General features: G+C 70.1%; 23 protein-coding genes and 1 pseudogene. 8 read left to right on the top strand and 16 right to left on the bottom strand.

From position 1 onward, the window contains the following. Nucleotides 1–42 precede the first annotated feature (42 nt). The 4 genes from AC5Y43_RS22500 to AC5Y43_RS22485 all read right to left on the bottom strand — a co-directional run bounded on the left by AC5Y43_RS22500 (nucleotide 43) and on the right by AC5Y43_RS22485 (nucleotide 2,647). Nucleotides 43–435, bottom strand: a complete 393-nt coding sequence (locus tag AC5Y43_RS22500) for a hypothetical protein (protein ID WP_499976149.1) — start codon at nucleotides 433–435, stop codon at nucleotides 43–45. Further along, a complete protein-coding gene (locus AC5Y43_RS22495; protein ID WP_499976234.1) occupies nucleotides 432–1,706 on the bottom strand; it encodes an ArsA family ATPase in 1,275 nt (424 codons plus the stop codon). Before AC5Y43_RS22495 ends, AC5Y43_RS22500 begins: the two co-directional genes overlap by 4 nt. Further along, on the bottom strand, nucleotides 1,703–2,137 hold the full coding sequence (locus AC5Y43_RS22490) for an SRPBCC family protein (protein WP_499976148.1): 435 nt from the start codon (nucleotides 2,135–2,137) through the stop codon (nucleotides 1,703–1,705). Before AC5Y43_RS22490 ends, AC5Y43_RS22495 begins: the two co-directional genes overlap by 4 nt. Before the next feature lie 120 nt (nucleotides 2,138–2,257). Beyond that, nucleotides 2,258–2,647 carry a polyketide cyclase / dehydrase and lipid transport gene (locus AC5Y43_RS22485; RefSeq protein WP_499976147.1) on the bottom strand — a complete coding sequence of 130 codons (390 nt, stop codon included), beginning with the start codon at nucleotides 2,645–2,647 and terminating at the stop codon, nucleotides 2,258–2,260. 120 nt (nucleotides 2,648–2,767) lie between these two features. On the opposite strand from AC5Y43_RS22485, the gene AC5Y43_RS22480 reads away from it, so the two are divergent. Next, the gene (locus AC5Y43_RS22480; protein ID WP_499976145.1) at nucleotides 2,768–4,573 is read left to right on the top strand and encodes an AMP-dependent synthetase/ligase; all 1,806 of its coding nucleotides are present in this window, start codon (nucleotides 2,768–2,770) and stop codon (nucleotides 4,571–4,573) included. Between the two features lie 6 nt (nucleotides 4,574–4,579). Here AC5Y43_RS22480 and pimB read toward each other — a convergent pair whose 3' ends face one another. The 4 genes from pimB to AC5Y43_RS22460 form a co-directional block, all read right to left on the bottom strand. Continuing rightward, on the bottom strand, nucleotides 4,580–5,713 hold the full coding sequence (gene pimB / locus AC5Y43_RS22475) for a GDP-mannose-dependent alpha-(1-6)-phosphatidylinositol monomannoside mannosyltransferase (RefSeq protein ID WP_499976142.1): 1,134 nt from the start codon (nucleotides 5,711–5,713) through the stop codon (nucleotides 4,580–4,582). 10 nt (nucleotides 5,714–5,723) lie between these two features. Next, nucleotides 5,724–6,557: a hypothetical protein gene (locus AC5Y43_RS22470; protein WP_499976232.1), complete on the bottom strand. Its 834-nt coding sequence runs from the start codon at nucleotides 6,555–6,557 to the stop codon at nucleotides 5,724–5,726. A gap of 40 nt (nucleotides 6,558–6,597) precedes the next feature. Continuing rightward, nucleotides 6,598–7,731, bottom strand: coding sequence for a peptidoglycan hydrolase RipC (gene ripC / locus AC5Y43_RS22465; RefSeq protein WP_499976230.1), 1,134 nt, complete (start codon nucleotides 7,729–7,731; stop codon nucleotides 6,598–6,600). Nucleotides 7,732–7,966: 235 nt separating this feature from the next. Next, nucleotides 7,967–8,203, bottom strand: coding sequence for a hypothetical protein (locus AC5Y43_RS22460; protein WP_499976140.1), 237 nt, complete (start codon nucleotides 8,201–8,203; stop codon nucleotides 7,967–7,969). A gap of 123 nt (nucleotides 8,204–8,326) precedes the next feature. Between AC5Y43_RS22460 and AC5Y43_RS22455 the strand changes: the two are divergent. Next, nucleotides 8,327–10,168: pseudogene (locus AC5Y43_RS22455) on the top strand (DEDD exonuclease domain-containing protein); the annotation flags it as partial. On the opposite strand, the gene trpD reads toward AC5Y43_RS22455, so the two are convergent. Next, nucleotides 10,106–11,281 (bottom strand): anthranilate phosphoribosyltransferase, encoded by a 1,176-nt coding sequence (trpD, locus tag AC5Y43_RS22450; protein ID WP_499976139.1) that lies wholly within the window; start codon nucleotides 11,279–11,281, stop codon nucleotides 10,106–10,108. The pseudogene AC5Y43_RS22455 and the gene trpD overlap by 63 nt on opposite strands. Nucleotides 11,282–11,360: 79 nt before the next feature. On the opposite strand from trpD, the gene ctaE reads away from it, so the two are divergent. The 4 genes from ctaE to qcrB are packed head-to-tail and all read left to right on the top strand — an operon-like array spanning nucleotide 11,361 to nucleotide 15,736. After that, on the top strand, nucleotides 11,361–11,972 hold the full coding sequence (ctaE, locus tag AC5Y43_RS22445; protein ID WP_499976138.1) for an aa3-type cytochrome oxidase subunit III: 612 nt from the start codon (nucleotides 11,361–11,363) through the stop codon (nucleotides 11,970–11,972). Nucleotides 11,973–12,012: 40 nt separating this feature from the next. Then, complete coding sequence (qcrC, locus tag AC5Y43_RS22440) at nucleotides 12,013–12,861, top strand: cytochrome bc1 complex diheme cytochrome c subunit (RefSeq protein WP_499976136.1); 849 nt, start codon at nucleotides 12,013–12,015, stop codon at nucleotides 12,859–12,861. Then, a complete protein-coding gene (gene qcrA / locus AC5Y43_RS22435; RefSeq protein WP_499976134.1) occupies nucleotides 12,858–14,063 on the top strand; it encodes a cytochrome bc1 complex Rieske iron-sulfur subunit in 1,206 nt (401 codons plus the stop codon). The genes qcrC and qcrA overlap by 4 nt, the downstream gene beginning before the upstream one ends. Continuing rightward, on the top strand, nucleotides 14,060–15,736 hold the full coding sequence (gene qcrB / locus AC5Y43_RS22430; RefSeq protein ID WP_499976132.1) for a cytochrome bc1 complex cytochrome b subunit: 1,677 nt from the start codon (nucleotides 14,060–14,062) through the stop codon (nucleotides 15,734–15,736). Before qcrA ends, qcrB begins: the two co-directional genes overlap by 4 nt. A 255-nt stretch (nucleotides 15,737–15,991) precedes the next feature. Here the strand turns inward: qcrB and AC5Y43_RS22425 are convergent, their stop codons facing one another. From AC5Y43_RS22425 to ctaC, 4 genes are all read right to left on the bottom strand, one after another. After that, nucleotides 15,992–16,630, bottom strand: a complete 639-nt coding sequence (locus tag AC5Y43_RS22425) for a DUF2561 family protein (protein ID WP_499976131.1) — start codon at nucleotides 16,628–16,630, stop codon at nucleotides 15,992–15,994. Continuing rightward, nucleotides 16,630–17,535: an MmpS family transport accessory protein gene (locus AC5Y43_RS22420; protein WP_499976130.1), complete on the bottom strand. Its 906-nt coding sequence runs from the start codon at nucleotides 17,533–17,535 to the stop codon at nucleotides 16,630–16,632. The genes AC5Y43_RS22425 and AC5Y43_RS22420 overlap by 1 nt, the downstream gene beginning before the upstream one ends. Nucleotides 17,536–17,717: 182 nt before the next feature. After that, nucleotides 17,718–18,137, bottom strand: coding sequence for a cytochrome c oxidase subunit 4 (locus tag AC5Y43_RS22415; protein ID WP_499976129.1), 420 nt, complete (start codon nucleotides 18,135–18,137; stop codon nucleotides 17,718–17,720). A 13-nt stretch (nucleotides 18,138–18,150) separates the two neighbouring features. Continuing rightward, entirely contained in the window at nucleotides 18,151–19,191 is a 1,041-nt protein-coding gene (gene ctaC / locus AC5Y43_RS22410) for an aa3-type cytochrome oxidase subunit II (protein ID WP_499976128.1), read from the bottom strand. A gap of 133 nt (nucleotides 19,192–19,324) precedes the next feature. Between ctaC and asnB the strand changes: the two genes are divergently transcribed. Then, the gene (gene asnB / locus AC5Y43_RS22405; RefSeq protein ID WP_499976127.1) at nucleotides 19,325–21,274 is read left to right on the top strand and encodes an asparagine synthase (glutamine-hydrolyzing); all 1,950 of its coding nucleotides are present in this window, start codon (nucleotides 19,325–19,327) and stop codon (nucleotides 21,272–21,274) included. A 10-nt stretch (nucleotides 21,275–21,284) separates the two neighbouring features. Here the strand turns inward: asnB and AC5Y43_RS22400 are convergent, their stop codons facing one another. Beyond that, nucleotides 21,285–22,259: a carbohydrate kinase family protein gene (locus tag AC5Y43_RS22400; protein ID WP_499976126.1), complete on the bottom strand. Its 975-nt coding sequence runs from the start codon at nucleotides 22,257–22,259 to the stop codon at nucleotides 21,285–21,287. 161 nt (nucleotides 22,260–22,420) lie between these two features. Here AC5Y43_RS22400 and AC5Y43_RS22395 point away from each other — a divergent pair, with 161 nt between their 5' ends. Continuing rightward, nucleotides 22,421–23,020 carry an Rv0361 family membrane protein gene (locus tag AC5Y43_RS22395; RefSeq protein WP_499976125.1) on the top strand — a complete coding sequence of 200 codons (600 nt, stop codon included), beginning with the start codon at nucleotides 22,421–22,423 and terminating at the stop codon, nucleotides 23,018–23,020. Nucleotides 23,021–23,039: 19 nt separating this feature from the next. Here AC5Y43_RS22395 and AC5Y43_RS22390 read toward each other — a convergent pair whose 3' ends face one another. Then, the gene (locus AC5Y43_RS22390; RefSeq protein WP_499976124.1) at nucleotides 23,040–23,396 is read right to left on the bottom strand and encodes a HesB/IscA family protein; all 357 of its coding nucleotides are present in this window, start codon (nucleotides 23,394–23,396) and stop codon (nucleotides 23,040–23,042) included. A 73-nt stretch (nucleotides 23,397–23,469) separates the two neighbouring features. Then, on the bottom strand, nucleotides 23,470–24,546 hold the full coding sequence (locus tag AC5Y43_RS22385) for a glycerate kinase family protein (protein WP_499976229.1): 1,077 nt from the start codon (nucleotides 24,544–24,546) through the stop codon (nucleotides 23,470–23,472). Nucleotides 24,547–24,640 lie beyond the last annotated feature (94 nt).

Raw genomic sequence — 24,640 nt, 5'->3', positions numbered from 1 at the left:
GTACCGACCCGCAGCGCAACCGACCACCTTCGCCCGCGCGGGTCATTCCTCGACGGTGACCGGGATGGGCTGGTAGCGGGTCTTCACCGCGCCGTCGCCGGCGGACCCGTCCGCTGGCACCTCGGCGCCCGGGCCGCCGTCGGGTGGACCGTCCGGAGGCGGCTGCGAAGATCGGTCGCCGACGTCACTGACGATGCCGCGGATCACCTCGAGCAGGGCGACGCTGTGGTCGGCGATGATCGTCAGCAACGGGTGCTGGTCGCCGGTCGCCAACGCGGCCAGCGCGCACACCGGGCACCACACCTGCTGGCACTTGCCGGCGCCGCCTTCCGACGTCAGCGCGGCCGCCGTCCGCACCGCGGGGTCGATGCCGTCCAGGATCGCCTGGGCCAGCCGGCGCAGCTCGGGACCGATATCGGAATGAGCCCCACTCACTTCGGCCACACCTCCGGATCCGGTCGAAAGCGAACTGTCAGCTCGCTCCCCCGCAGATGCGCGTCGAGCACGGTGCAGCGCCGCAGTACCGACGCCAACCGCACCCGGCGCCGCAGCCCGCCGGCGCTGACGATCAGGTCGTCGTCGACTCGGCCCAGCGACAGTCCCGAGGGATCGAGCTGGGGCAACGTTAGCCGCATCCGGTATATCGACCCAAGCCCCGACCCGGATTCGAGGTCGACGACGGGGCGCAACGGCCCCGGCGGTGGCGCGCCGCCACGGCGGCGGGCGTTGTCGATCAGGGATGCCAGCGCCTTGGGACCGATCGGCTCGCCGGACAGGTGCGGGGTCAGCACCAGCGCGACGTCACCGATGGCGGCGTCGAGTTCGTCGAGCACGACGCGTTGTTCGGCAATGCGTTCGGCGTACCAGTAGAACGCCGGATGCTCGGGCAGGTTGCGGTACTCGTAGGACTCGTCCTCGATGAGCACCTGGTTGACGATCAGCTCGTCGACCCGCACCCCCATCAGCGCCAGGGAACCCAGCGTCCGCACCGCCTCGGCGGCCACGACCCGCTCGGGCGTCAGCACCAGGTGCGCGGTGACCAGCTCGCCGTCGGTCAGCACGGCGTTGAGTCGGTCGACGCTGGAGCTGACGCGCTCCAGCAGCTCGACCATCGCGGCCGAGCGGGCGTCGTCGGCGGCGATGGACAGCCGGCGGTGGCGCGGCCACGCCCGCTCCACGTACAGCCCGAAGGTGGCGGGCAGGGTCAGCATGCGCAGCGCGTCGGCGGTCGAGGCGCAGTCGACGACGATGCGGTCCCACCGCCCGGAGGCGGCGAGCTCGCCGACGGCGTGCAGGCCCAGTACCTCCTGAACGCCGGGCAGCGCCGAAAGTTCCTCGGGCGCAATGGTGCTCAACTCGGAATCGGCAAACCGGCGGTCCAGGGTGTCGACCACGCCGCGCCACCGCGCCTCGAGCAGGGCCAGGGTGTCCAGCGCCAGCGCGTCGAGGAAGCCGCCCCCCGCCTCGGCTGTCCCGGTTTCGAGATCGGCGAGCACCCGCACCGGCTCGCCCCGGCCGCTGGGCGGGACCGGCATGCCCAGCACGTCGCCCAGCGAGTGCGCCTGGTCGGTGGACACCACCAGCACCCGCCGTCCGGCGCCCGCGTCGCAGACCGCCGTGGCGGATGCCAGGGTGGACTTTCCTACCCCGCCCTTGCCGACAAAGAGACTGATCCGGGCCGGGGCGTACTCGGTGGTCTCACTCAGCCCTCGACTCGTTTCTTCAGATCCTTCAAAGCGGTGTCGGTCAGCCTGCGTTCGGCCTTGCGTTTGAGCAGCCCGAGCAGCGGAATAGCGAGGTCGACCGTGAGCTCGTAGGTGACGTCGGTGCCAGATCCCTTGGGCGCCAAGCGATATGAGCCCTCGAGCGACCGCAACAGCGAGCTGGAGACCAGGGTCCAGCTCAGCGACTGGCGGTCTTTTGGCCACTGGTAGGACATGACCATGGTGTCCTTGATGACGCCGGCGTCCATCACGAAGCGCACCACCTTCGGGTAGCCGTCGGCACCGCGCTCCTGCACCTCGGCTTCCTTGTATTCCGAGATCCACTCCGGATAGGAATCGATGTCGGCGATGACATCGAGCACCGTGTCCGGATCGGCTTCGATGTGGATGGTCTGCGTCGTCTTCTCCGCCACCTGGCTGCTGCCCTCTCTCCCACGAGCGGATGGTGTGTCCCGCGCAAAAGCACGAGACATATAGGACTACCCCGACCGCCGCGCCGAAACGGTACTCCTACCGCCAAACCTCGACCGAAGTCAAACTACCGGAGAAACGCCGACCGGACGTGAGCGTTCCGCCGTCCTTTTGACCTCGAAGGCCATTTTCTTGCCCGCCACCCGGCGGCGGTGTGTCATCTTCGCCAGGTTGAGCTTGGCCAGCTGCCAGGCCGCGACCCCGGTCGGCTCGGCATGCAGGAAGTAGTGCAGCACCACCCCGTCCAGCGACGGCTCCAGCCAGATCTCCATGGTGCCGGTCAACGCGCCGGTGACCGTCCACCGGATGCCCTTTTCGGCGCGGTCCTCCACGACCTGCAGCCGCAGGTCGGGCCACCACCGGCGCCAGCACGACGGGTCACCGAGCACCGCACCCACCCGCGCGCCGTCGGCGGCGACGAACGTCTGGTCGGCGATCTGAATGCTGTTCATCGCCCCAGCTTCACACACCGATCCGCATCGCCACGATGCAGCCACCCCGGGGCGGCCGTGCCGCGCGAGTTTGCGGATTAGGCTAGCGGAAACGTCACTAAAACAAACGAGGTCATCAAAGTGCGTGAGTACAGCGTCCCCGCCCGTTTTACCGTCGGCGAGCGCGAAAGCGTCGCGGCCATGGTCTTTGAGCACGAGCGCGACGACCCCGGCTTCGTCATCTACCGGCGTCAGGTCGACGGCGAGTGGACCGATGTCACCTGCGCCGAGGCGGCCACGCAGGTTCGCTCGGCGGCGCTGGGCCTGATCTCGCTGGGGGTGCAGGCGGGCGACCGGGTGTGCATCTTCTCGGCCACCCGCTACGAGTGGGCGATCCTGGACCTGGCGATCCTGTCCGTCGGCGCGGTCACGGTGCCGATCTACGAGACGTCGTCGGCCGAACAGGTGCGCTGGGTGTTGCAGGACTCCGACGCGGTGGTGGCCTTCGCCGAGACCGACGCGCACGCCGCGACGGTCACCGAGCTCACCACCGAGCTGCCGGCCCTGCGCCGGGTGCTGCACATCGACGGGGCGGGCCCCAAGGCGCTCGATCAGCTCACCGAGGCCGGCGAAGGCGTCGAGCCCGCCGAGCTGACCGCCCGCCTCGAGGCGTTGCGCGCCGACGACCCGGCGACCCTGATCTACACCTCGGGCACCACCGGCCGGCCCAAGGGTTGTCAGCTGTCCCATTCCAACCTGCTCTACGAGAGCCGGGGCGCCAAGGAGTCCTTGCCGACGCTGCTCGACGAGGGGCAGCGGCTGCTGGTCTTTTTGCCGCTGGCTCACGTGCTGGCCCGCTCGCTGACCCTGTCCGCGTTCGCCAACAAGGTGACCGTCGGGTTCACCAGCGACATCAAGAACCTGCTGCCGATGCTGGCGGTGTTCAAGCCGACGGTGGTGGTGTCGGTGCCCCGGGTGTTCGAGAAGGTGTACAACACCGCCGAGCAGAACGCGGCCAACGACGGCAAGGGCCGCATCTTCGCGATGGCCGTGCAGACCGCGGTGGACTGGAGCTCGGCCCACGACCACGGCCGCCGGCCCGGGCTGCTGCTGCGCGCCCGGCACGCGCTGTTCGACCGGCTGGTCTACCACAAGCTGCGCGCGGCGCTGGGCGGCGAGTGTCACGCGTCGGTCTCGGGTGGCGCCCCGCTGGGCGCGCGGCTGGGCCACTTCTACCGCGGCGTGGGCCTGACCATCCACGAGGGCTACGGCCTGACCGAGACCAGCTCGGCCATCACGGTCAACCAGGTGGGCAACGTCAAGGTCGGCACCGTCGGAACATTGTTGCCCGGCAACAGCATGCGCATCGCCTCCGACGGCGAGCTGCTGGTCCGCGGCGGCGTGGTGTTCGGCGGCTACTGGCGCAACGAGCAGGCCACGGCCGACGCGTTTGCCGACGGTTGGTTCAAGACCGGGGACCTGGGCGCGCTCGACGAGGACGGCTTCCTGACGATCACCGGCCGCAAGAAAGAGATCATCGTCACCGCCGGCGGCAAGAACGTCGCCCCCGCGGTGCTCGAGGACCAGCTGCGGGCGCACCCGCTGATCAGCCAGGCGATGGTGGTGGGCGACGCCAAGCCGTTCATCGGCGCACTGATCACCATCGACCCCGAGGCGATCGGCGCCTGGAAGGAGCGCAACCACAAGCCCGTCGACGCGTCGGTAGCAGATCTGGCCACCGACCCCGACCTGTTCGCCGAGGTGGACGCGGCCGTCAAGAACGCGAATCTGGCTGTGTCGCATGCCGAGTCGATCCGCAAGTTCCGCATCCTTCCCGTCGACTTCACCGAGGACACCGGTGAGCTGACGCCGACGATGAAGGTCAAGCGCAACGTGGTGGCCGAGAAGTTCGCCGCCGACATCGAGTCGATCTACGCCAAGGACTGAGCGCCGCTAACCGAGCAGCTCCGCGAGGCGGGCGGCCAGGGTGTCCCAGCGCCACTGCGACGTCACCCACTCGCGCCCGGCCGCGCCCATGGCGGCGGCCCGGTCGCGATCGGCCAGCAATCCGGCGACGGCGTCGGCGACGTCGCCCACCGAGCGGCCGTCGACTACCAGCCCGGTTTCGTTGTGCCGCACGGTTTCCGGGGCCCCGCCCGAGAGGCCGGCGATGACCGGCACGCCGGTCGCCGAGGCTTCCAGGAACACGATGCCGAGGCCCTCGACGTCCATGCCGGCGCCGCGGGTGCGACACGGCATCGCGAACACGTCGGCCAGGGCGTGATGGGTGGGCAGTTCACCGGCGGGCACGCCGCCGGTGAACGTCACGTGCTCGGCCACCCCGCACTCGCCGGCCAGCTTGCGCAGCGTTTCCAGGTAGGGTCCGCCGCCGACGATCACCAGCGCCGCGTCGTCGACGCGGTGCCGGATCGCCGGCAGCGCCCTGATCAACGTGTCCTGGCCCTTGCGCGGCACCAGCCGCGACACGCACACCACGGTCGGCCGCTCGCCGAGCCGGTAGCGCTCGCGCAGTTCGGCCCGGGCGGCCGGGTCGGGCCGGAACCGGTCGGTGTCCACGCCCGGCGGCAGGTACTCCAGCCGCGCCCCGCGGCCGAAGGCCGACGCGAAACGCGATCGCGTGTAGCGGCTCACGAACGTCACGGCGTCGGTGCCGTCGCCGATGCGGCGCAGCACCGACCGCGCGACCGGCAGCATCGACCAGCCGACCTCGTGGCCGTGCGTGCTGGCCAGCACCCGGGTGGCCCCGGCCTTCCGGGCGCGCGGCGCCAGCAGCGCCAGCGGCGCGGCCGCGCCGAACCAGACGGTGTCGATGCCGTGCTCGCCGATCAGCCGGCGCATCCGGGCGTCCACCGCCGGGCCGGGCAGCATCAGCGTCCCCGGATGGCGCACCACCCGATAACCGGCAGCTTTGGCGGCCCGGTCATAGGCGTCGGCGCCCTTCCACTGCGGCGCGTACACCGTGACCGCACGCGACCCGGCCAGCCGGCCCACGAACTCCCCGAGGTAGGACTGGATGCCGCCCGGGCGGGGCGGAAAGTCGTTGGTTACCAGCAGGACCCGGCTCACTGACGACACGCTAGCGGGCCTGCCACTGATGCCAGCGCACCAGCAGCCCGGCCGTGTCGACGCCGAGGACGTCGTGGACGGCGGTGGGCACGTCGACGTGGCCGACGCCGCAGCCGGCCACATACAGGTCGCGCAGCTTGGGCGCGCCGTAGGTGTCGGCGACGAAGCGGGCGAACCACCACGCGCGGTCGTAGGCCGCGGAGCGCTGCGGGCCCGGCGCGTCCAGATCGGCGTCGGTGGGCAGCGTCAGCGGCACCGGCAGCGCGTCAGCGGGCACCGGGGTGGGCGGCCGGCCGACGAAGTCGGCGACCCCCTCGGTGAGCCAGCGGGGCGCATCGGACGCCGTGGCGGCGCGCGCGGCGTAGTGAAAGAGCTCGTGGGTCAAGACAATTCGCAACGCGGCCGCGTTCATGTTGGCCGCGCCGGGTGCGAATACGATCCGCTGGCCCAGCACCACGCGGCGTGCGGGATCCACGCGGTCGGCGACCGTCACGGCCGCGATGTCGGTCCACTGCGACGCCGATCCCCCGCCGGCGGCGGCGCGGAACTGTTCGTTCGAGCCGGCCGCGAGCACCGAGATGTCGCGCGACCAGTCGACGCCCCAGAAGGCCTCGACCGCGCGGATCGCCGAGCCCATGTTGGCTGCGACCCGCGACAGCAGCCGGTCGCCGACCGGGCCGCCCGGGCCCCAGAGCCGGACGGTGCGGCCGTCGACTACCAGCGACTTCGAGGCGGTGCCGGCGGGGCCGCGCGCGGGCGTGACCAGCTGGGCGTGCCGCGACCGGCTTTCGCCGGCGGCGTCGAACGGGACGGCCGCGGCGACGATCAGTTCGAGCGCGAACACCCAGGCCAGCAGGATCGGCAGGCGCCGCCGGGCGCGACGATCAGTAGCGGCGGGCGTCGTGGATCGGACCTGCGGCATTCATCGGCACCACGCGCACCGGCTGGCCGTAGGTGGAGGAATGGATCACCATGCCGTCCCCGACGTAGATGCCGCTGTGTGACGCGTCGTTATAGAAGGTGACGACGTCGCCGGGCTGCAGGTCCGACACCGCGACCGCTTGGCCGCCCTGGGCCTGCGCCTGGCTGGAGTGCGGCAGCGAGATGCCGGCCTGCTGGAAGGCCCACATCACCAGTCCGGAGCAGTCGAACCCACCGGGGGCGGCACCGCCCCACACGTAGGGCGACCCGACCTGGGTCAGCGCCGCCTGCACGACGGTCCCGCGGTCGCCGCCGCCCACGCCGCCGGGAGCCCCGCCGGGCAGACCGAAGGGTGGCGGAGCCCCGCCGGGGGCCGGCCCGCCGGGCGGTACCCCGGGCGGCGCCGCTTCCGGCGCGGGCGCACCGGGCACCGGGACACCCGCGGGCAGCTGGCCGGGGTCGGCGAGCGCGGTGCGCTGCTGGGGTGTGAGGGACACGTACTGCGACTTGACGACCGCGATCTGCACCTGCAGCTGGCTCTGCTTGGACTGCAGGCTCGCGCGCACGGCGGCGGCCTGCTCGGCCGCGCTCTTCGCGTCGGCGGCGGACTTGGCGGACGCCTGCTCGGCCTTGGCGGCCTGCTCACCGGCGATCCGGTAGCTGGCCATCTGCGTGCGCATCTGGGTCGCCATCAGCCGCTGCACCGCCAGCTTGTCGATCAGGCCCTGCGGCGACGACGCGGTCAGCATGGCCTCCATGCCGTCGACGCGGCCGCCCATGTACTGCGCGGCGGCCAGCTTGTTGACCGCGCCCTGGAAGGCGGCCAGGCGGGCCTTGGCGGAATCCGCGGCGGCCTGGTCGTCGGCGTGCTTGCGCTCCGCGGCACGCTGGGCGACCAGCTTGTTGTTCAGGTCGAGCTGCGCGCTGTGCATCGCCTCGGTGGTCTGTTCGGCCTGACGCGACAGCTGGCTCAGCTTTGCCAGCGCATCCTCGGCAGGGTCGGCCACGCTGTTCGCGGCAACGACACCCGAGAAGACGGTCAAGCCCGCTAACGTCCCGAGGACAGATCGTGTAAGCACACGCGCACACGGGTACATACGGACGAAGCTCAAGATTTGCATCCTTAAACGGCCTTGTAACCGGGCTGGGAACGGGCACTGGCGAAGGCACTGCCGGCGCGCCGTCGAGCTAGTTTAGGTCTCAAATAGGTTACGGAATGATATCGGCGTTTGTCCAAAGCGGTTCGTTAAGAAAATAGGAAGATTTCTGTCATTACTTTGTGAATGATGGCGATCCCCTAAGATGACCGAGCGGTTTTGGCGCACAAGGCAATTAGGCTACACCGGGCCCGCGTTCGCGACGAATCGGCACCAGACGCAATCGCGGGGCCAAACCGGCGTCGGCGAGCACCTCCAGCGCGGCCCGCTCGTCCTCCAGCAGCGTCTCGGGCACCCCGAGCAGCACGCTGACCACGCAGTCGCGGCAGCGCAGGCCGCGCACCGCGCAGTCGTCGCAGTCGATCACCACCGGTGCGAGCGCTCCGTCGCCCGTACTGATGCTTCGTGTCATCTGAGGCCGTCCTCTCGGTCTGGGTTTGCGCGCTTGCCCGCACGCTAACCGCGGGCACCGACATCGATCGGCCGACGGCGTGGGAACCGGCGGCTGTCAGTGGGCCTGCCTAACGTCACGGCCATGGTTGCGGGCGGTGCGACTCAGCTGAGTTTCGCCGACCTGGGACCGGAGCCCAACGTCGACGAGATCCCGCTGCGCGACACCACGTTCGTCGTGGTGGACCTCGAAACCACCGGCGGGCGCACCAAGACCACCGGCGGCACGCCATGCGACGCCATCACCGAGATCGGGGCGGTCAAGGTGCGCGGCGGCGTGGTGCTCGGCGAGTTCGCCACGCTCGTCGACCCGCAGCGCAGCATCCCGCCCCAGATCGTCCACCTGACCGGCATCACCACGGCGATGGTGTGCGACGCCCCGACGATCGACGCGGTGCTGCCGATGTTCCTCGAGTTCGCCGGAGACGCGGTACTGGTGGCCCACAACGCCGGATTCGACGTCGGGTTCCTGCGCGCCGCCGCCCAGCGCTGCGGGATCGCCTGGCCCCGGCCGCAGGTGCTGTGCACGGTCCGCCTGGCCCGCCGCGTGCTCACCCGGGAGGAAGCCCCAAGCGTGCGGCTGGCCGCGCTGGCGCGGCTGTTCGCCGTCGCCGCCCAGCCGACCCACCGCGCCCTCGACGACGCCCGCGCCACGGTCGACGTGCTGCACGCGCTCATCGAGCGGGTGGGCAACCAGGGCGTGCACACCTACGCCGACCTGCGCTGCTACCTCCCGGACGTGACCCCGGCCCAGCGGCGCAAAAAGGTGCTCGCCGAGGGCCTGCCGCACCGGCCGGGCGTCTACCTGTTCCGCGGCCCGGCGGGCGAAGTGCTCTACGTCGGGACCGCCGTCGACCTGCGGCGACGAGTGGGCCAGTACTTCACCGGCGCCGACCCTCGCGGCCGGATGAAGGAGATGGTCACACTGGCCGTCGCCGTCGACCACGTCGAGTGCGCGCACGCGCTGGAGGCCGGCGTGCGCGAGCTGCGGATGCTGGCCGCGCACGCCCCGCCCTACAACCGGCGGTCGAGGTTTCCGCAGCGATGGTGGTGGCTGGCTCTCACCGACGAGGCCTTTCCGCGGCTGGCGGCGGTCCGCGCGCCGCGCCACGACCGCGCCGTCGGCCCGTTTCGATCCCGCACCGACGCCGCCGACACCGCCGAGCTGCTCGCCCGGTTCACCGGGCTGCGCACCTGCACCAAGCGGCTGGGGCGCTCGGCCCTGCACGGGCCGGCCTGCCCCGAGGCCGAAGTCGCGCCCTGCCCCGCCGTCCGCGGCGTCACCGCCACCCAGTACGCGGCGGCGGTGGCGCGCGTCGCGGCCCTGGTCGACGGGCTCGACCACGACGCCCTGGCCGCCGCCGTGCGCCGCGTCGCCGCGCTTGCCGAGCAACGCCACTTCGAGAGCGCCGCGCGGCTGCGGGACCGCGTCGCCACCGCCATCGAGATGCTGTGGCGCGCCCAGCGGCTGCGGGCGCTGGCCGCGCTGCCCGAGTTGATCGCCGCCGCACCGGAGGCTCAGGGCGGTTACCACCTCGCCGTCATCCGCCACGGCCGGCTCGCCGCGGCGGGCACCGCCCGGCGCGGGGTGCCCCCGATGCCGGTGGTCGACGCCATTCACCTTGGGGCGCAGGCGATCCTGCGCGAGGCGGCCCCGCTCGGCGGCGCGCTCGTCGAGGAGACCGCGCTCATCGCGCGGTGGCTGGGATCCCCCGGGGTGCGCATCGTGCGGGTCGCGGACGGCTCAGACGGGCCGGACGCCGACTGCGACGGTTGGGCCTCGCCGCTGCGGTCGGCCGGTGCCTGGGCGGCGTGGGCGGCGCTGGCGCGCTCGGCGCGCCTGGCGGGCGAACAGGTCGGCGACTCAGGCCTGCCGGCCGAACCCCACCCACCGCGCGAGCAGCTGTTCGGCCGCGCCCGAGTCGATGGCGGCGCCGGCGCGGGCCAGCCCGTCCTCCCAGGCCGGCAGCCATTCAGCGCGGCTGGATAGCCCGGCGTGCGCCACGATCGCCCCGGCGGCGTTGAGCACCACGGCATCCCGGACCGGGCCCCCGGCGCCGCCGAGCACCGCGCGCGCCTCGGCCGCGTTGGCCTGCGCGTCGCCGCCGAGCAGCTCGCTCAACCCGGCCCGGGCGAACCCGAACCCGGCCGGGTCGAACGTCAGCCGCTCCACCGTGCCGGCCTGCACCCGCCAGATCGTGCTCGTGGTGGTGGTGGTCAGCTCGTCGAGGCCGTCGTCGCCGTGCACCACCAGCACGCTGGACCGGCGCGCGGCGAACACCCCGGCCATCACCTCGGCCAGGTCGGCGAACGCGCAGCCGATCAGACCCGCCCGTGGCCGCGCCGGATTGGTAAGCGGCCCAAGGAGATTGAATACCGTCGGCACCCCCACCTCGCGGCGCATCGCCGACGCGTGCCGGTAGGACGGGTGAAACAGCGGCGCGAAGCAGAACCCGATCCCGACGTCGGCGAGGCTGCGCGCGACCTGCTCCGGCCCGAGGTCGATGCGCACCCCGAGCGCCTCCAGCGTGTCCGCGCCCCCCGACAGCGACGTCGCCGCCCGGTTGCCGTGCTTGACGACCGGAACCCCCGCGGCCGCGGCCACGATCGAGGCCATCGTGGACAGGTTGACCGTGTTGACCCCGTCGCCCCCGGTGCCGACGATGTCGACGGCGTCGTCGGGAATCGCCCCGACCGGCAGCGGCAGGGCGTGGCCCAGCATGACGTCGGCCAGCTCGCTGACCTCGGCCGAGGTGGGCGACTTCATCGTGATCGCCACCGCGAACGCCGCGATCTGGGCTGGGCTCGCGGCGCCGGTCATGATCTGGTCCATCGCCCAGCCGGCCTGGCCCCGCGCCAGTTCCCGGCCGGCGGTCAGGCGGCCGAGGACCTCCGGCCACGACGAATCCGTCCCGGCAGCCGTCCCCGAACGGCCCGCGGGCGGAAAAGCTTCAGACGTCGCGGCCACGCGCCGATGGTCCCACGAGAACCAGCCGCCCCCCAATCGCCGCCGGACGGGCGCGGGACGCCCGCGGGCCATCTCGCCACGCGAAACGCCGATCGCACTTTTTTCCGACCCGGGTAGAGCTCGACAACTACAAAGCGTCATACTTGCGGATGTGACCAGCGCTGTGGGGACCTCCGGTACCGCGATCACGTCGCGAGTTCATTCGCTGAATCGGCCCAACATGGTCAGTGTCGGCACCATAGTTTGGCTGTCCAGCGAACTCATGTTCTTTGCTGGCCTGTTCGCGATGTATTTCACCGCACGCGCGCAGGCCGGCGGGAAGTGGCCGCCGCCGCCGACCGAGCTCAACCTGTATCAGGCCGTGCCGGTGACGCTCGTGCTGATCGCCTCGTCGTTCACCTGCCAGATGGGCGTGTTCGCGGCCGAGCGCGGCGACGTCTTCGGGCTGCGCCGCTGGTATGTGATCACGTTCCTGATGGGGCTGTTCTTCATCCTCGGTCAGGCGTACGAGTACTACCACCTGATGACGCACGGGACGACCATCCCCGGCAGCGCCTACGGCACCGTGTTCTATCTGGCCACCGGCTTCCACGGCCTGCACGTCACCGGCGGCCTGATCGCCTTCATATTCCTGCTGGCCCGCACCGGCATGAGCAAATTCACGCCGGCGCAGGCGACGGCCAGCATCGTCGTCTCCTACTACTGGCACTTCGTCGACATCGTGTGGATCGCGCTGTTCACCGTGATCTATTTCATCCGATGAAGGCCGGGGCTTTCACCAGGGAAAGAACAGGAGTGCTCGGTTGAAGAAACTGGGGTCCACACGCAAATCAGGCGGTCAGCGCCGTGACCGCGCGCGCCGGCGGCTGCGTCGCCGGCTGTCGGGCGGCCTGCTGCTGCTGATCGCGCTGACCCTGTCGGGGGGAGTGGCGGCGGTTCTCACCCCCACCCCGCAGGTGGCCGTCGCCGACGAGTCGTCGTCGGCGCTGCTGCGCACCGGCAAGCAGCTGTTCGACACGTCCTGCGTGTCCTGCCACGGCGCGAATTTGCAGGGTGTGCCCGACCACGGGCCGAGCCTGATCGGCGTCGGCGAGGCGGCGGTCTACTTCCAGGTCTCCACCGGCCGGATGCCCGCCATGCGCGGTGAGGCGCAGGCCCCGCGCAAGGAGCCGATCTTCGACGAGTCCCAGATCGATGCGATCGGCGCCTACGTGCAGGCCAACGGCGGCGGACCCACCGTCGTGCGCAATCCCGACGGCAGCCTGGCCACGCAGTCGCTGCGCGGCAACGACCTGGGTCGCGGCGGCGACCTGTTCCGGCTCAACTGCGCCTCGTGCCACAACTTCACCGGCAAGGGTGGGGCACTGTCGTCCGGCAAGTACGCGCCCGACCTGGGGGCGGCCAACGAACAGCAGATCCTGACCGCGATGCTGACCGGCCCGCAGAACATGCCCAAGTTCTCCGACCGCCAGCTGTCTTTCGACGCGAAGAAGGACATCATCGGCTACGTCAAAACCGTCTCCGAGGAGCGCCAGCCGGGCGGCTACGGCCTCGGCGGATTCGGACCCGCGCCCGAAGGCATGGCCATGTGGATCATCGGGATGGTGGCCGCCATCGGGCTGGCACTGTGGATTGGGGCGCGATCATCATGACTCAAGACGACGTGCGCGGCTCGGACACCGACAAGGGAGCCGGGGCCGCACGCGAGCCCGACGAGGCCGCGCTGGCCACCATGTCGCAGCAGGAACTGGTAGCGCTGGGCGGCAAGCTCGACGGCGTCGAGACCGTCTTCAAGGCGCCCCGCTGGCCCGTCGAGGGCACCAAGGCCGAGAAGCGCGCCGAACGCTCGGTGGCCCGCTGGCTTTTGCTGGGCGGTGGATTCGGGCTGGCGCTGCTGGTGGTCTTCTTGTTCTGGCCCTGGGAGTACAAGTCCAAGGAGGAGGCCGGCAGCTTCCTGTACTCGCTGGCCACCCCCCTGTATGGCTTCACCTTCGGGATGTCCATCCTGTGCATCGCCGTCGGCGCGGTGCTGTACCAGAAAAGGTTTATCCCCGAAGAACTTTCGATTCAGCAGCGCCATGACGGCGCGTCCCGCGAGGTGGACCGCAAGACGGTCGTGGCCAACCTGGGCGACGCCTACCAGGGCTCGACGATCGGACGGCGCAAGCTGGTCGGGATGTCGCTGGGCGTGGGCCTGGGCGCGTTCGGCCTGTCCACCCTGGTGGCGTTTGCCGGCGGGCTGATCAAGAACCCGTGGAAGCCGGTGGTGCCCACCGCCGACGGCATGAAGGCCGAGCTGTGGACGTCCGGCTGGACCCCGCGCTACCACGGGGAAACCGTCTACCTGGCGCGGGCCACCGGCTCGCACTCGGGCGCACCGTTCGTCAAGATGCGCCCCGAGGACATGGACGCCGGCGGCATGGAGACCGTGTTCCCCTGGCGGGAGTCGGACGGCGACGGCACCACCGCCGAGTCGCACGAGAAGCTGACCGCGATCAAGATGGGCATCCGCAACCCGGTGATGCTCATCCGCGTGCGGCCCAGCGACATGCCCCGGGTGGTCAAGCGCCAGGGCCAGGAGAGCTTCAACTTCGGCGAGTTCTTCGCCTACACCAAGGTCTGCTCGCACCTGGGCTGCCCGTCGTCGCTGTATGAGCAGCAGACCTACCGAATCCTGTGCCCGTGTCACCAGTCGCAGTTCGACGCGCTGCATTTCGCCAAGCCGATCTTCGGCCCCGCGGCGCGCGCGTTGGCGCAACTGCCGATCACCATCGACTCCAACGGGTACCTGGTCGCCAACGGCGACTTCGTCGAGCCCGTCGGTCCGGCATTCTGGGAGAGGACGACATCATGAGTCTACAGTTGAATCTCTCAAAGTTCACGAGTCCCCCGAAGATCGGTGACGTCCTGGCCCGCCAAGGCGAGGACATCGACACGCGCTATCACCCGTCGGCGGCGGTGCGCAGGCAGCTCAACAAGGTGTTCCCCACCCACTGGTCGTTCCTGCTCGGCGAGATCGCGATGTACAGCTTCATCGTCCTGCTGCTCACCGGCGTGTACCTGACGCTGTTCTTCGACCCGTCGATGACCGAGGTCACCTACAACGGCGTCTACCAGCCGTTGCGCGGGGTCGAGATGTCGCGGGCCTACGAGACGGCGCTCAACATCTCCTTCGAGATCCGCGGCGGCCTGTTCGTCCGGCAGATCCACCACTGGGCCGCTTTGATGTTCTCCGCGTCGATCATGGTGCACCTGGCGCGCATCTTCTTCACCGGAGCGTTCCGGCGCCCCCGCGAGGCGAACTGGGTCGTCGGGTCGCTGCTGCTGATCCTGTCGATGTTCGAGGGCTACTTCGGCTACTCGCTGCCCGACGACCTGCTGTCGGGCATCGGCCTGCGGGCCGCGCTCTCCTCGATCACGCTGGGGATGCCGGTGATGGGCACCTGGCTGCACTGGGCGCTGTTCGGCGGCGACTTCCCCGGCACCATCCTGATCCCCCGCCTTTACGCGCTGCACATTTTGCTGCTGCCGGGCATCATCCTGGCGCTCATCGGGCTGCACCTGGCGATGGTGTGGTTCCAGAAGCACACCCAGTTCCCCGGCCCCGGCCGCACCGAGCACAACGTCGTCGGCGTGCGGGTGATGCCGCTCTTCGCGGTCAAGTCCGGTGCGTTCTTCGCCGCGATCGTCGGCGTGCTGGGCCTGATGGGCGGGCTGCTGCAGATCAACCCGATCTGGAACTTGGGTCCCTACAAGCCATCTCAGGTCTCGGCCGGCTCGCAGCCGGACTTCTACATGATGTGGACCGAGGGCCTGGCCCGCATCTGGCCGCCGTGGGAGTTCTACTTCTGGCACCACACCATTCCCGCCCCGGTATGGGTGGCGCTGATCATGGGCCTGGTCTTCATCCTGTTGGTCATCTACCCGTTCCTGGAGAAGCGGTTCTCCGGCGACAACGCGCACCACAATTTGCTGCAGCGGCCGCGCGACGTGCCGGTGCGCACCTCGATCGGGGCCATGGCGATCGCGTTCTACATGATCCTCACGCTCGCGGCGATGAACGACATCATCGCGTTCAAGTTCCACATCTCGCTCAACGCGACGACGTGGATCGGGCGCATCGGGATGGTCATCCTGCCGCCGTTCGTCTACTTCATCACCTACCGGTGGTGCATCGGGCTGCAGCGCAGCGACCGCGACGTGCTCGAGCACGGCGTCGAGACCGGCATCATCAAGCGGCTGCCGCACGGCGCCTACATCGAGTTGCATCAGCCGCTGGGACCCGTCGACGACCACGGCCACCCGATCCCGCTGGCCTACCAAGGTTCGGCCATTCCGAAGCGGATGAACAAGCTGGGTTCGGCCGGCACACCGGGTGCCGGCAGCTTCCTGTTCGCCGACCCGGCGTCCGAGGACGCCGCGCTGCGCGAGGCGGCGCACTCCGCCGAGCAACGCGCACTGACCGCGCTGCGCGAACACCAGGAGAGCGTGGCCGGTTCCACCAACGGCGAGCACGCCGAGCACTAGCCCTTCGTCGCTTGACTCTGCGCTGAGGGCGCGCCCTTCTCGCACTTTTGCGCCCTGGACGCAGAGTCATCCCTGAAGGGGCGGGGTCAAGACGGAGCGCCCGCAGCGTAGCGAGGACGAACGGTCTTGACGGCGACCCGCTTCAGCGCATCAAGGGGCCTCCCTAACCGTGATTGGTTTATGGCACCCCCAGCATCCGCCGGGAACGTCACGAGGAGCGGAGGCCCCGCTCCTTCATCGCAAAACGGCGAACGGCTAATGGACCAGCTGGCGCAGCTGGCGAACGTGTAGCCATTCGATCGCCGGCATGCCCGCCGTGATCCCCGCGGCCAGGCCGTAACCCACCCACGACGCGCCGTCGTGGCCGACGGCCATCAGGTAGGTCGCGGCCGCGACCGCGATCAGCGCGGCACCGATCGTGCCCGCCACAATCACTGTGCCGCGCAACCAGACCCGGTCCACGGCCGCGCCGGACCACTCGGCCGCCGGCTGCGCGGCCTGCAACCGCTGCTGGCGCGCCCGCTCGGCCGCGGTGCGCGGCTTGGGGGACATCAGGCGCACCGGCGGCCGGTCCGCCCCGCGCGCCGGCCCCGCGCCCGGCCGCGCCGACGGCTCGATCAGGCCCATGCGGCGCGCCCGCAGCAGCACCGGGATCGCCCCGGCGATGATCAGCGCGGAGATGATGATGACGGCGTACAGCACCCACGGGGTGTGCGAGCTGCCGGCCACCTTGTGATAACCCCGCCCGAGATCGACCAGCGCGACGGCGGCGGCGACGCTCACGCCCAGCAGCACAAGCCAGATGGCGGCGCACGCGCCCAGCAGGATGCGATCGATGACGTCCGGCGGGATGGTGTCCGGACCCCGCCGATAGGCGGAATATTTGCTGACCATCAGCAGCTCGTCTGCGGCGAGTCGTTGTTGTTCGACGACAGCACCGTTCCGTCACTGGTGGTGATCGAGCAGTTGAGCCGGCTGACCCGGAAGAGGCTGGACGCCTGGACCGAGCCGACGTCGGAGGTGGAGATCGGCGTCACCGTCATCGACCACGGGATGTACACGTTGTGCTGGGTGCGTGAGCGACCCGAGGCGTCGACGTAGGTCACCGAGATGATGTCACCCGGCGCCTTGGTGCCGGTCACCGAATACGTCACCTGCCGTGGGCCCGTCGGCGTCGTGGTCGGTGGCGGCGCCGCGGCCGTCGAGGTGGCGGGGGGCGGCGCCGGGGCGGGTGCCGGCGCGGGCGCCGGTGCCGGCGGGGGCGTCACGGTCACGGTCTGCGTCTCGGTGGGGGGCGGCGGCGCTTCGGTCGTCGGCGGGGGCGGCGGCGGGGGCGGCGGGGGCGGCGGCTTGGTCGTCGTGATCTCGTCCTGTATCGGCGGTGTCGAGGCGGTGCTGGTGGCGGGGTTGGCGAGCTTGCTGGTGTCGGTGCGGGTGACCAGCAACGACACCGACACCACCAGCGCGATCGCGGCGACGATGGCGGCGATGCCGACCACCCACGGCCAGCGCGGGGCGTGGCGTTCTGCGTCGGGATCGGCGGGTTCGTCGTAGCTGTCGTAGTCGTACAGCCTCAGGTCGGCGGGCAGGTACGAGCCGCTGAGGAAGTGCTCGGATTCGGGCGCGGAGTAGGCCCGCGAGTACGCGTCGGTCTGGCCGGTCTGGTCGGCGGCCGGCAATTCGGCGCTGTCGTCCAAGGGCGCCGGCTCGTGCGGGGCCTCGGGCGTCGATTCGCCGACGGTGTCGCTTGAAGAATCCGGGTCGCCAGGTTCCCATCCCGGAGGCTTCGGCCCGCTCATAGTTCCCTGCCCTGTCCGACCGCGTCACCAGCGCGCGGGGCTCCGCCACTGCCTCGTTGCGCGCGCGCTGGGAAGTTTCTCATTGTGCCTGGGCAACCCTACCGAACCGAACAGAGCAACGAAGTCTCGGCAAAGGGGCCACGAGTCAACTGATGCCCGGATTGTGACCTTCGAGTCGCAAATCAGTGCTTCTCGGGGCCCATGTAGTACTCGAAGACCAATCCGGCCGCCGACGCGAGGACGAACACCACCCCGGCGACGATCAGCCAGGGCAGCCACAGCGCGATGCCCGTCGCCGTCACCGAGCCCGCCAGGGCGATCAGAATCGGCCACCAGCTGTGCGGGGCGAAGAACCCCAATTCCCCTGCGCCGTCGCTGATCTCGGCACCCTCGTAGTCCTCGGGCCGGGTGTCCAGCCGGCGCGCGACGAACCGGAAGAAGGTCGCGGTGATCAACGCCAGCCCGGCCGTCAGCGCCAGCGCGGTGGTGCCCGCCCACTCCTCACCGCCGGTGGCGAACAGTGCGGTCAGCACCCCGTACAGCACCGACGCCACGATGAAGAACGCGGCGACGAATTCGAACAGCCTTGCTTCGATGTGCATTGAGCGTCCTAACCTACTGGCTTGCGGTCATCTCGCCGCGGCGGGTGTCGAACGGGTGGGTGGTCACCGCTACCGGCGACTGGGCGATCGCTTGCAATGCCTCGGCGTTGCTCTTCCCGGCGATCCGTTGCTGCAAGTAGGCCTTGAAGTCGTTGGGCGCCACCACCCGAACCTCGAAGTTCATCATCGAGTGATAGGTGCCGCAGAACTCGGCGCAGTGGCCGACGAACGCGCCGGTCTTGCTGATTTCCTGGACCTGGAACTTGTTGACGCTGTTGTTGGCCTCGGGGTTGGGAATCACGTCACGTTTGAACAGGAACTCCGGCACCCAGAACGCGTGCACGACGTCGGCGGAGGCCATCTGGAACTCGATGCGCTTGCCGGCGGGCAGCACCAGAACCGGGATCTCGGTGGCCGTCCCCAGGGTCTCGACCTTGTCGAAGTTCAGGTAGGTGCGGTCCTGGGGATTGAGCCCGCGGATCGCGCCGACGCGCTCCTCCCCGTGCGCGTCCTTACCTTCCGGCTTGGAGACCATCGCGTGCTTGCGCGCGGGGTCGGCGCCGTCGTAGGTCAGGGTGCCGTCCTTGAAGTCGACCTTCTGGTAGCCGAACTTCCAGTTCCACTGGAAGGACGTGATGTCGACGACGACCTCGGGGTCCTTGGCCAGGTGCAGGACCTTCTCCTGCACCACCACGGTGAAATAGAACAGCACCGAGATGATGAGGAACGGCGTCACGGTCAGGCCGAGCTCCAGCGGCATGTTGTAGCCGAACTGGCGGGGCAACTCGGTGTCGGTCGCCTTCTTGCGGTGGAACGCGGCCGACCAGAAGATGAGCCCCCACACGATGACCCCGACGATCAGGGACGCGACCACCGCTCCGATCCACAGCTGCCGGTTGACGTCGGCCTCCGGGGTGATGCCCCTCGGCCAGCCCATGGCCAGCGCCTCGGACCAGCTGCATCCGCTCAGCGTCACCGCCAGCACGCCCAGCGTCGCAGCCAGCGCCAGCGGCCGCAGACGACGGGACGGACGGTTCTGCTCGCGAGGTGTCACCTTGGCGCCTCCTGCTCGGACATCGAATACTACGCAGCGTAGACCACGCGCCTGGCCCCGGTGACGAAGCCCCGACCGCTCCCGCGTGTGTGGCGGCCGCGGACGCGGCCCGAGTGCGGCATACTGGGGCGCCGTGTGTGGTCTGCTGGCGTTCGTCGCGGCCCCGGGCGGCGCCGAGGCTTCCGAGGCCGGCACTGACGACGCCATCGCCCGCGCGTTACGCCTGATGCGTCACCGTGGCCCCGACGAGCCCGGCGGGCTGTTCGACCCCGACGCCGACGGTGCGGTCGTGTTCGGCTTCAACCGGCTGTCGTTCATCGACATCGCGCATTCGCATCAGCCGCTGCGGTGGGGGCCGCCCGACGCGCCGGACCGCTACGTGCTGGTGTTCAACGGCGAGATCTACAACTACCTCGAACTGCGCGACGAACTGGCCGGCGCCCACGGCGTGGTGTTTCACACCGACGGCGACGGCGAGCCGATCGCCGCCGGCTACCACCACTGGGGCACCGCGCTGCTGACCCGGCTGCGCGGCATGTTCGCCTTCGCGCTGTGGGACACCGTCACCCGCGAATTGATCTGCGCCCGCGACCCGTTCGGCATCAAACCGCTGTTCATGGCGACCGGCGCCGGCGGCACCGCGGTGGCCAGCGAGAAAAAATGCCTGATGGACCTGGCCGGGCTGGTCGGGTTCGACACCGAAATCGACGAGCGGGCGGTGCAGCACTACACCGTGCTGCAGTACGTGCCCGAACCCGAGACCCTGCACCGCGGGGTGCGCCGGCTGGAGTCGGGCTGCTACGCCCGCATCCGGCCCGGTCAGCCGCCGCAGGTCAGCCGGTATTTCGTGCCGCGGTTCATCGCCACGCCGATCACCCGCGACACCGAACAGGCCCGCTACGACGAGATCACCGCGGTGCTCGAGGACTCGGTGGCCAAGCACATGCGCGCCGACGTCACCGTCGGCGCCTTCCTGTCCGGCGGCATCGACTCCACCGCCATCGCGGCGCTGGCCATCCGGCACAACCCCCGGCTGATCACGTTCACCACCGGCTTCGAGCGGGAGGGGTTCTCCGAGATCGACGTCGCGGTGGCCTCGGCCGAGGCGATCGGTGCGCGCCATATCGCCAAGGTGGTCAGCCCCGAGGAGTTCGTCGCCGCGCTGCCCGAGATCGTCTGGTACCTCGACGAGCCGGTCGCCGACCCGGCGCTGGTGCCGCTGTTCTTCGTCGCCCGCGAGGCCCGCAAGCACGTCAAGGTGGTGCTGTCCGGCGAGGGCGCCGACGAGTTGTTCGGCGGCTACACCATCTACCGGGAACCGTTGTCGCTCAAGCCCTTCGAGTACCTGCCGCGGCCGCTGCGGCAGTCGATGGGCAAGGTGTCCAAGCCGCTGCCGGAGGGCATGCGCGGCAAGAGCCTGCTGCATCGCGGGTCGCTGACGCTCGAGCAGCGCTACTACGGCAACGCCCGCAGCTTCTCCGACGCGCAGCTGCGCGACGTGCTGCCGGGGTTCCGCGCGGAGTGGACCCACACCGACGTGACGGCGCCGGTCTACGCCGAGTCGACGGGCTGGGACCCGGTCGCGCGCATGCAGCATGTCGACCTGTTCACCTGGCTGCGCGGCGACATCCTGGTCAAGGCCGACAAGATGACGATGGCCAATTCGCTGGAGCTTCGGGTGCCGTTCCTGGACCCCGAGGTGTTCGCGGTGGCCTCCCGACTCCCCGTCGAGGCCAAGATCACGCGCACCACCACCAAGTACGCGCTGCGCCGGGCGCTGGAGCCGATCGTTCCGGCGCACGTCCTGCACCGGCCCAAGCTGGGGTTCCCGGTGCCGATCCGGCATTGGCTGCGCGCGGGCGAGCTACTGGAGTGGGCGTACGCGACGGTGGACTCGTCACGGGCCGATCACCTCGTCAACCGCGCGGCCGTGCGCCGGATGCTCGACGAACATCGAACCGGCACAAGCGATCACAGCCGCCGGCTGTGGACGGTGCTGATCTTCATGCTGTGGCACGCGATCTTCGTCGAACACACCGTGGTGCCGCGGATCAGCGAGCCGGTGTACCCCGTCGAGCTCTAGGCACGAGGGACTAGGCCAGCACCGCGGCGATCTCGGCGGCGGCGTCGTCGCCGTAGGCGTCGGCCAGCCGGGCCTTGGCGGCCGCGAGGTCCCACGCCCACTCCTGGGTTCCGGTCGACTCCAGCACCAGCACCGCCACCAGCGAACCCAGCTGCGCCGAACGCTCGAGGCTCAGCCCGGCGCTGTGCCCGGTGAGGAAGCCGGCCCGGAACGCGTCGCCGACGCCGGTGGGGTCGGTCTGGCTGGTCTCGGGCACCACGTCGACGTGGGTGGTGGTGCCGTCGCGGTTCACGATGTCCACGCCCTTGGCGCCCAGCGTGGTCACCCGCAGGTCGACCTTGCCCGCCACGTCGGCCTCCGACCAGCCGGTCTTGGACAGCAACAGCTCCCACTCGTAGTCGTTGGTGAACAGGTAGGCCGCGCCGTCGACGAGCTTGTCGATCTCCTCGCCGGACAGCCGGGGCAGCTGCTGGGACGGGTCGGCGGCGAAGCGCAGGCCGAGCTTGCGGCACTCCTCGGTGTGCACCACCATCGCGTCGGGGTCGTTGGCGCCGATGATGACCAGGTCCGGTTCGCCGACCGAGGACACCACGTCGGCCAGCTTGATGTTGCGGGCCTCCGACATCGCGCCCGGATAGAACGACGCGATCTGGGCCATGTCAAGGTCGGTGGTGCACACGAACCGCGCGGTGTGCGCGGTTCGGGAGATCAGCACGTGGTCGCAGTTGACGCCGTGGGACTGTAGCCACCGACGGTAGTCGTCGAAGTCGTCGCCGGCCGCGCCCACCAATGCGACGTCACCGCCCAGCACACCGATGGCGAAGGCGATGTTGCCGGCCACGCCGCCGCGATGGATCACCAGGTCGTCGACCAGGAAACTGAGCGACACCTTCTGCAGGTGCTCGGCCAGCAGATGCTCGGAAAACCGGCCGGGAAAGCGCATCAGGTTGTCGGTCGCAATCGAACCTGTCACCGCGATCGTCACGAAATCTCCATCCATCGTTAGTAAGGCCGCCTAGCTTACTCAGCCGCATCGGGCGTCGTCGTTGCACGGTCGGCGCGACGTCTGCGCTAGCCTGCCAAGGGGAAACCCCGGGCCCGCTCATCCCGTCCGCACACGATTCGTCCACCACCGTAGGAGACGCAATGGCAGGTCCGCACCCGCCGAACCAGACTGTCGGCGCCGGCGGACCAACGCCCCAGTACCCCCAGCCGCCCGGCTATCCCGGGCCGCCCCCGCCGGTTCCCTACCCGGCACCACGGTCCAGGCGCCGGTTGATCGTCGGCGCGCTGATGGCCGTCGCGCTGGTGGCAGCGCTGACGCTGGCGATCACGTACGGGGTCCGCACCAACGGGGCCAACACCGGTACGTCGCTGTCGGAGGGCGCGGCCAAGGCGTCGATCCAGGAGTACCTGGACGCCCTGGACCACCGCAACATCGACGTCATCGTCCGCAACGCGCTGTGCGGAATGTACGACGGCGTGCGCGATAAACGCTCGGATCAGGCGCTGGCCAAGATGAGCAGCGACGCTTTTCGCAAACAGTTCTCCGAGGTGCAGGTGACCTCGATCGACAAGATCGTCTACCTGTCGCAATACCAGGCCCAGGCGCTGTTCACGATGCGGGTGTCACCGCCGGCCGGGGGTCCGGTGCGCGGCGAGGTCCAAGGCGTGGCGCAACTGCTTTTCCAGCGCGGCCAGATCGAGGTCTGCTCGTACGTGCTGCGCACCGGGGGCACGTTCTGACGCGCCCCGTGCGGTCAGCTCAGTTGAACGAATCCCCGCACGCGCAGGAACCGGCGGCGTTGGGGTTGTCGATGGTGAAGCCCTGCTTCTCGATGGTGTCGACGAAGTCGATGGACGCGCCTTCGACGTAGGGCGCGCTCATCCGGTCGACCGTCAGGGTCACGCCGCCGAACTCCGCGGTCAGGTCGCCGTCCAGGCTGCGGTCGTCGAAAAAGAGGTTGTAGCGCAGGCCGGCGCACCCGCCCGGCTGCACCGCGATGCGCAGCGCCAGATCGTCGCGGCCCTCCTGGTCCAGCAGGGACTTCGCCTTGGTCGCGGCGGAATCGGTCAGGACCACACCGTGGGTCTTGGCGCTCGACTCGTTTTGCACCGTCATTGCTTCTCCTACATGCCTCACGGAAATCGCGGAAAATCTCGCGGGTAGGGCCAGTCGCCCAGAGTCCACTCCTTCAACGGTACCTTGCGGGACCGCTATTCCCGAGCCGCGCCGCCACTTCGGATGCCAAACCCATCAGCTGGTTGGCCGCGTCGGCCTGCGCCAACCGCACCGAACCGGCGTAATCGGCGATGGACAGCGCCGACATGATGCCCGACGAGCGCACCGCGGCGTTCTCCAGGCCGACCTGGCCCGCCAGCACGATCACCGGGATGCCCAGCGGGCGGGCCGAGTCCGCGATGAAGCCGACCACCTTGCCGAACAAAGACTGCTCGTCGAAGCGGCCCTCGCCGGTGACGATCATGTCCGCGGCCTCGAGATCGTCGGCCAGGTGGGTGTGTTCGGCGATGATCGCCGCCCCCGATTCGCACCGACCGCCCAGCGCCAGCAGCCCGGCCCCGATCCCCCCGGCGGCGCCCGCCCCCGGCTCCGAGCTCACATCCCGCCCCGCGGCGGCCTCCAGGTCCAGCGACCATGCCTCGAGGCGCACCTCGAGCGCGGCGACCGCGGCGGTGTCCGCGCCCTTCTGCGGTCCGAAAACCCTGGCCGCCCCCCACGGGCCCATCAGCGGGTATTCGGTGTCCGAGGCGGCGATCAGGTCCACGTTGGTCATGCGTTGGCGCGCCTCCTGCAGGCCGCCGAGCTCGGTGATCATGCCCATCCCGCCATCGGTGCACGCGCTGCCGCCCAGGCCGACCACGATCCGCATCGCCCCGGCCCGCAACGCCTCGTCGATGAGTTGCCCGACGCCGCTGCTGTGGGCGGCCAGGGCGGTCTCCGGGGTGGGCGGGCCGCCGAGCAGGTTCAGGCCGCAGGCCTGCGCGCATTCCAGGTACGCGGTCGACGAGCGGGCGTCGAACACCCAGGCGGCCTCCACGGTCTCGTCCAACGGCCCGCACACCCGCAGCCGCCGCTTCTCCCCCAGCCGGCTCGCCAGCACCTCGACGAAACCGGGGCCGCCGTCGGACTGAGGCGCGACGGTGAACCGGTCGCCGGGACGGGATCGGGTCCAGCCCGTCGCGATGGCGGCGGCGGCCTCCACGGCGGACAAGCTGTCCCCATAACAATCCGGGGCGACCAGCACCTGCATGGCCGGCAGCCGAAGACGCCCGGGCGCAAGGACATCGGCAGCGTCATCCGATGCCATCGTGCCGTCGTCCATCACAGGTAGCCGTTCATCACCG

The sequence above is a fragment of the Mycobacterium sp. NGS57 genome (genome assembly GCF_059812405.1).
The sequence above is the reverse complement of the archived record's forward strand: the minus strand, read 5'-3'. Positions and strand labels throughout refer to the sequence as shown.

Excerpts from the sequence above, each read along its gene's own strand:
- AC5Y43_RS22395 (WP_499976125.1), top strand. The coding sequence starts at position 22,421 with ATGGCAGGTCCGCACCCGCCGAACCAGACTGTCGGCGCCGGCGGACCA.
- AC5Y43_RS22415 (WP_499976129.1), bottom strand. The coding sequence starts at position 18,137 with ATGCACATCGAAGCAAGGCTGTTCGAATTCGTCGCCGCGTTCTTCATC.
- AC5Y43_RS22485 (WP_499976147.1), bottom strand. The coding sequence starts at position 2,647 with ATGAACAGCATTCAGATCGCCGACCAGACGTTCGTCGCCGCCGACGGC.
- AC5Y43_RS22420 (WP_499976130.1), bottom strand. The coding sequence starts at position 17,535 with ATGAGCGGGCCGAAGCCTCCGGGATGGGAACCTGGCGACCCGGATTCT.
- qcrB (WP_499976132.1), top strand. The coding sequence starts at position 14,060 with ATGAGTCTACAGTTGAATCTCTCAAAGTTCACGAGTCCCCCGAAGATC.
- AC5Y43_RS22385 (WP_499976229.1), bottom strand. The coding sequence starts at position 24,546 with ATGCAGGTGCTGGTCGCCCCGGATTGTTATGGGGACAGCTTGTCCGCC.
- qcrA (WP_499976134.1), top strand. The coding sequence starts at position 12,858 with ATGACTCAAGACGACGTGCGCGGCTCGGACACCGACAAGGGAGCCGGG.
- AC5Y43_RS22425 (WP_499976131.1), bottom strand. The coding sequence starts at position 16,630 with ATGGTCAGCAAATATTCCGCCTATCGGCGGGGTCCGGACACCATCCCG.
- AC5Y43_RS22460 (WP_499976140.1), bottom strand. The coding sequence starts at position 8,203 with ATGACACGAAGCATCAGTACGGGCGACGGAGCGCTCGCACCGGTGGTG.
- AC5Y43_RS22390 (WP_499976124.1), bottom strand. The coding sequence starts at position 23,396 with ATGACGGTGCAAAACGAGTCGAGCGCCAAGACCCACGGTGTGGTCCTG.
- trpD (WP_499976139.1), bottom strand. The coding sequence starts at position 11,281 with ATGGCCCGCGGGCGTCCCGCGCCCGTCCGGCGGCGATTGGGGGGCGGC.
- ripC (WP_499976230.1), bottom strand. The coding sequence starts at position 7,731 with ATGTACCCGTGTGCGCGTGTGCTTACACGATCTGTCCTCGGGACGTTA.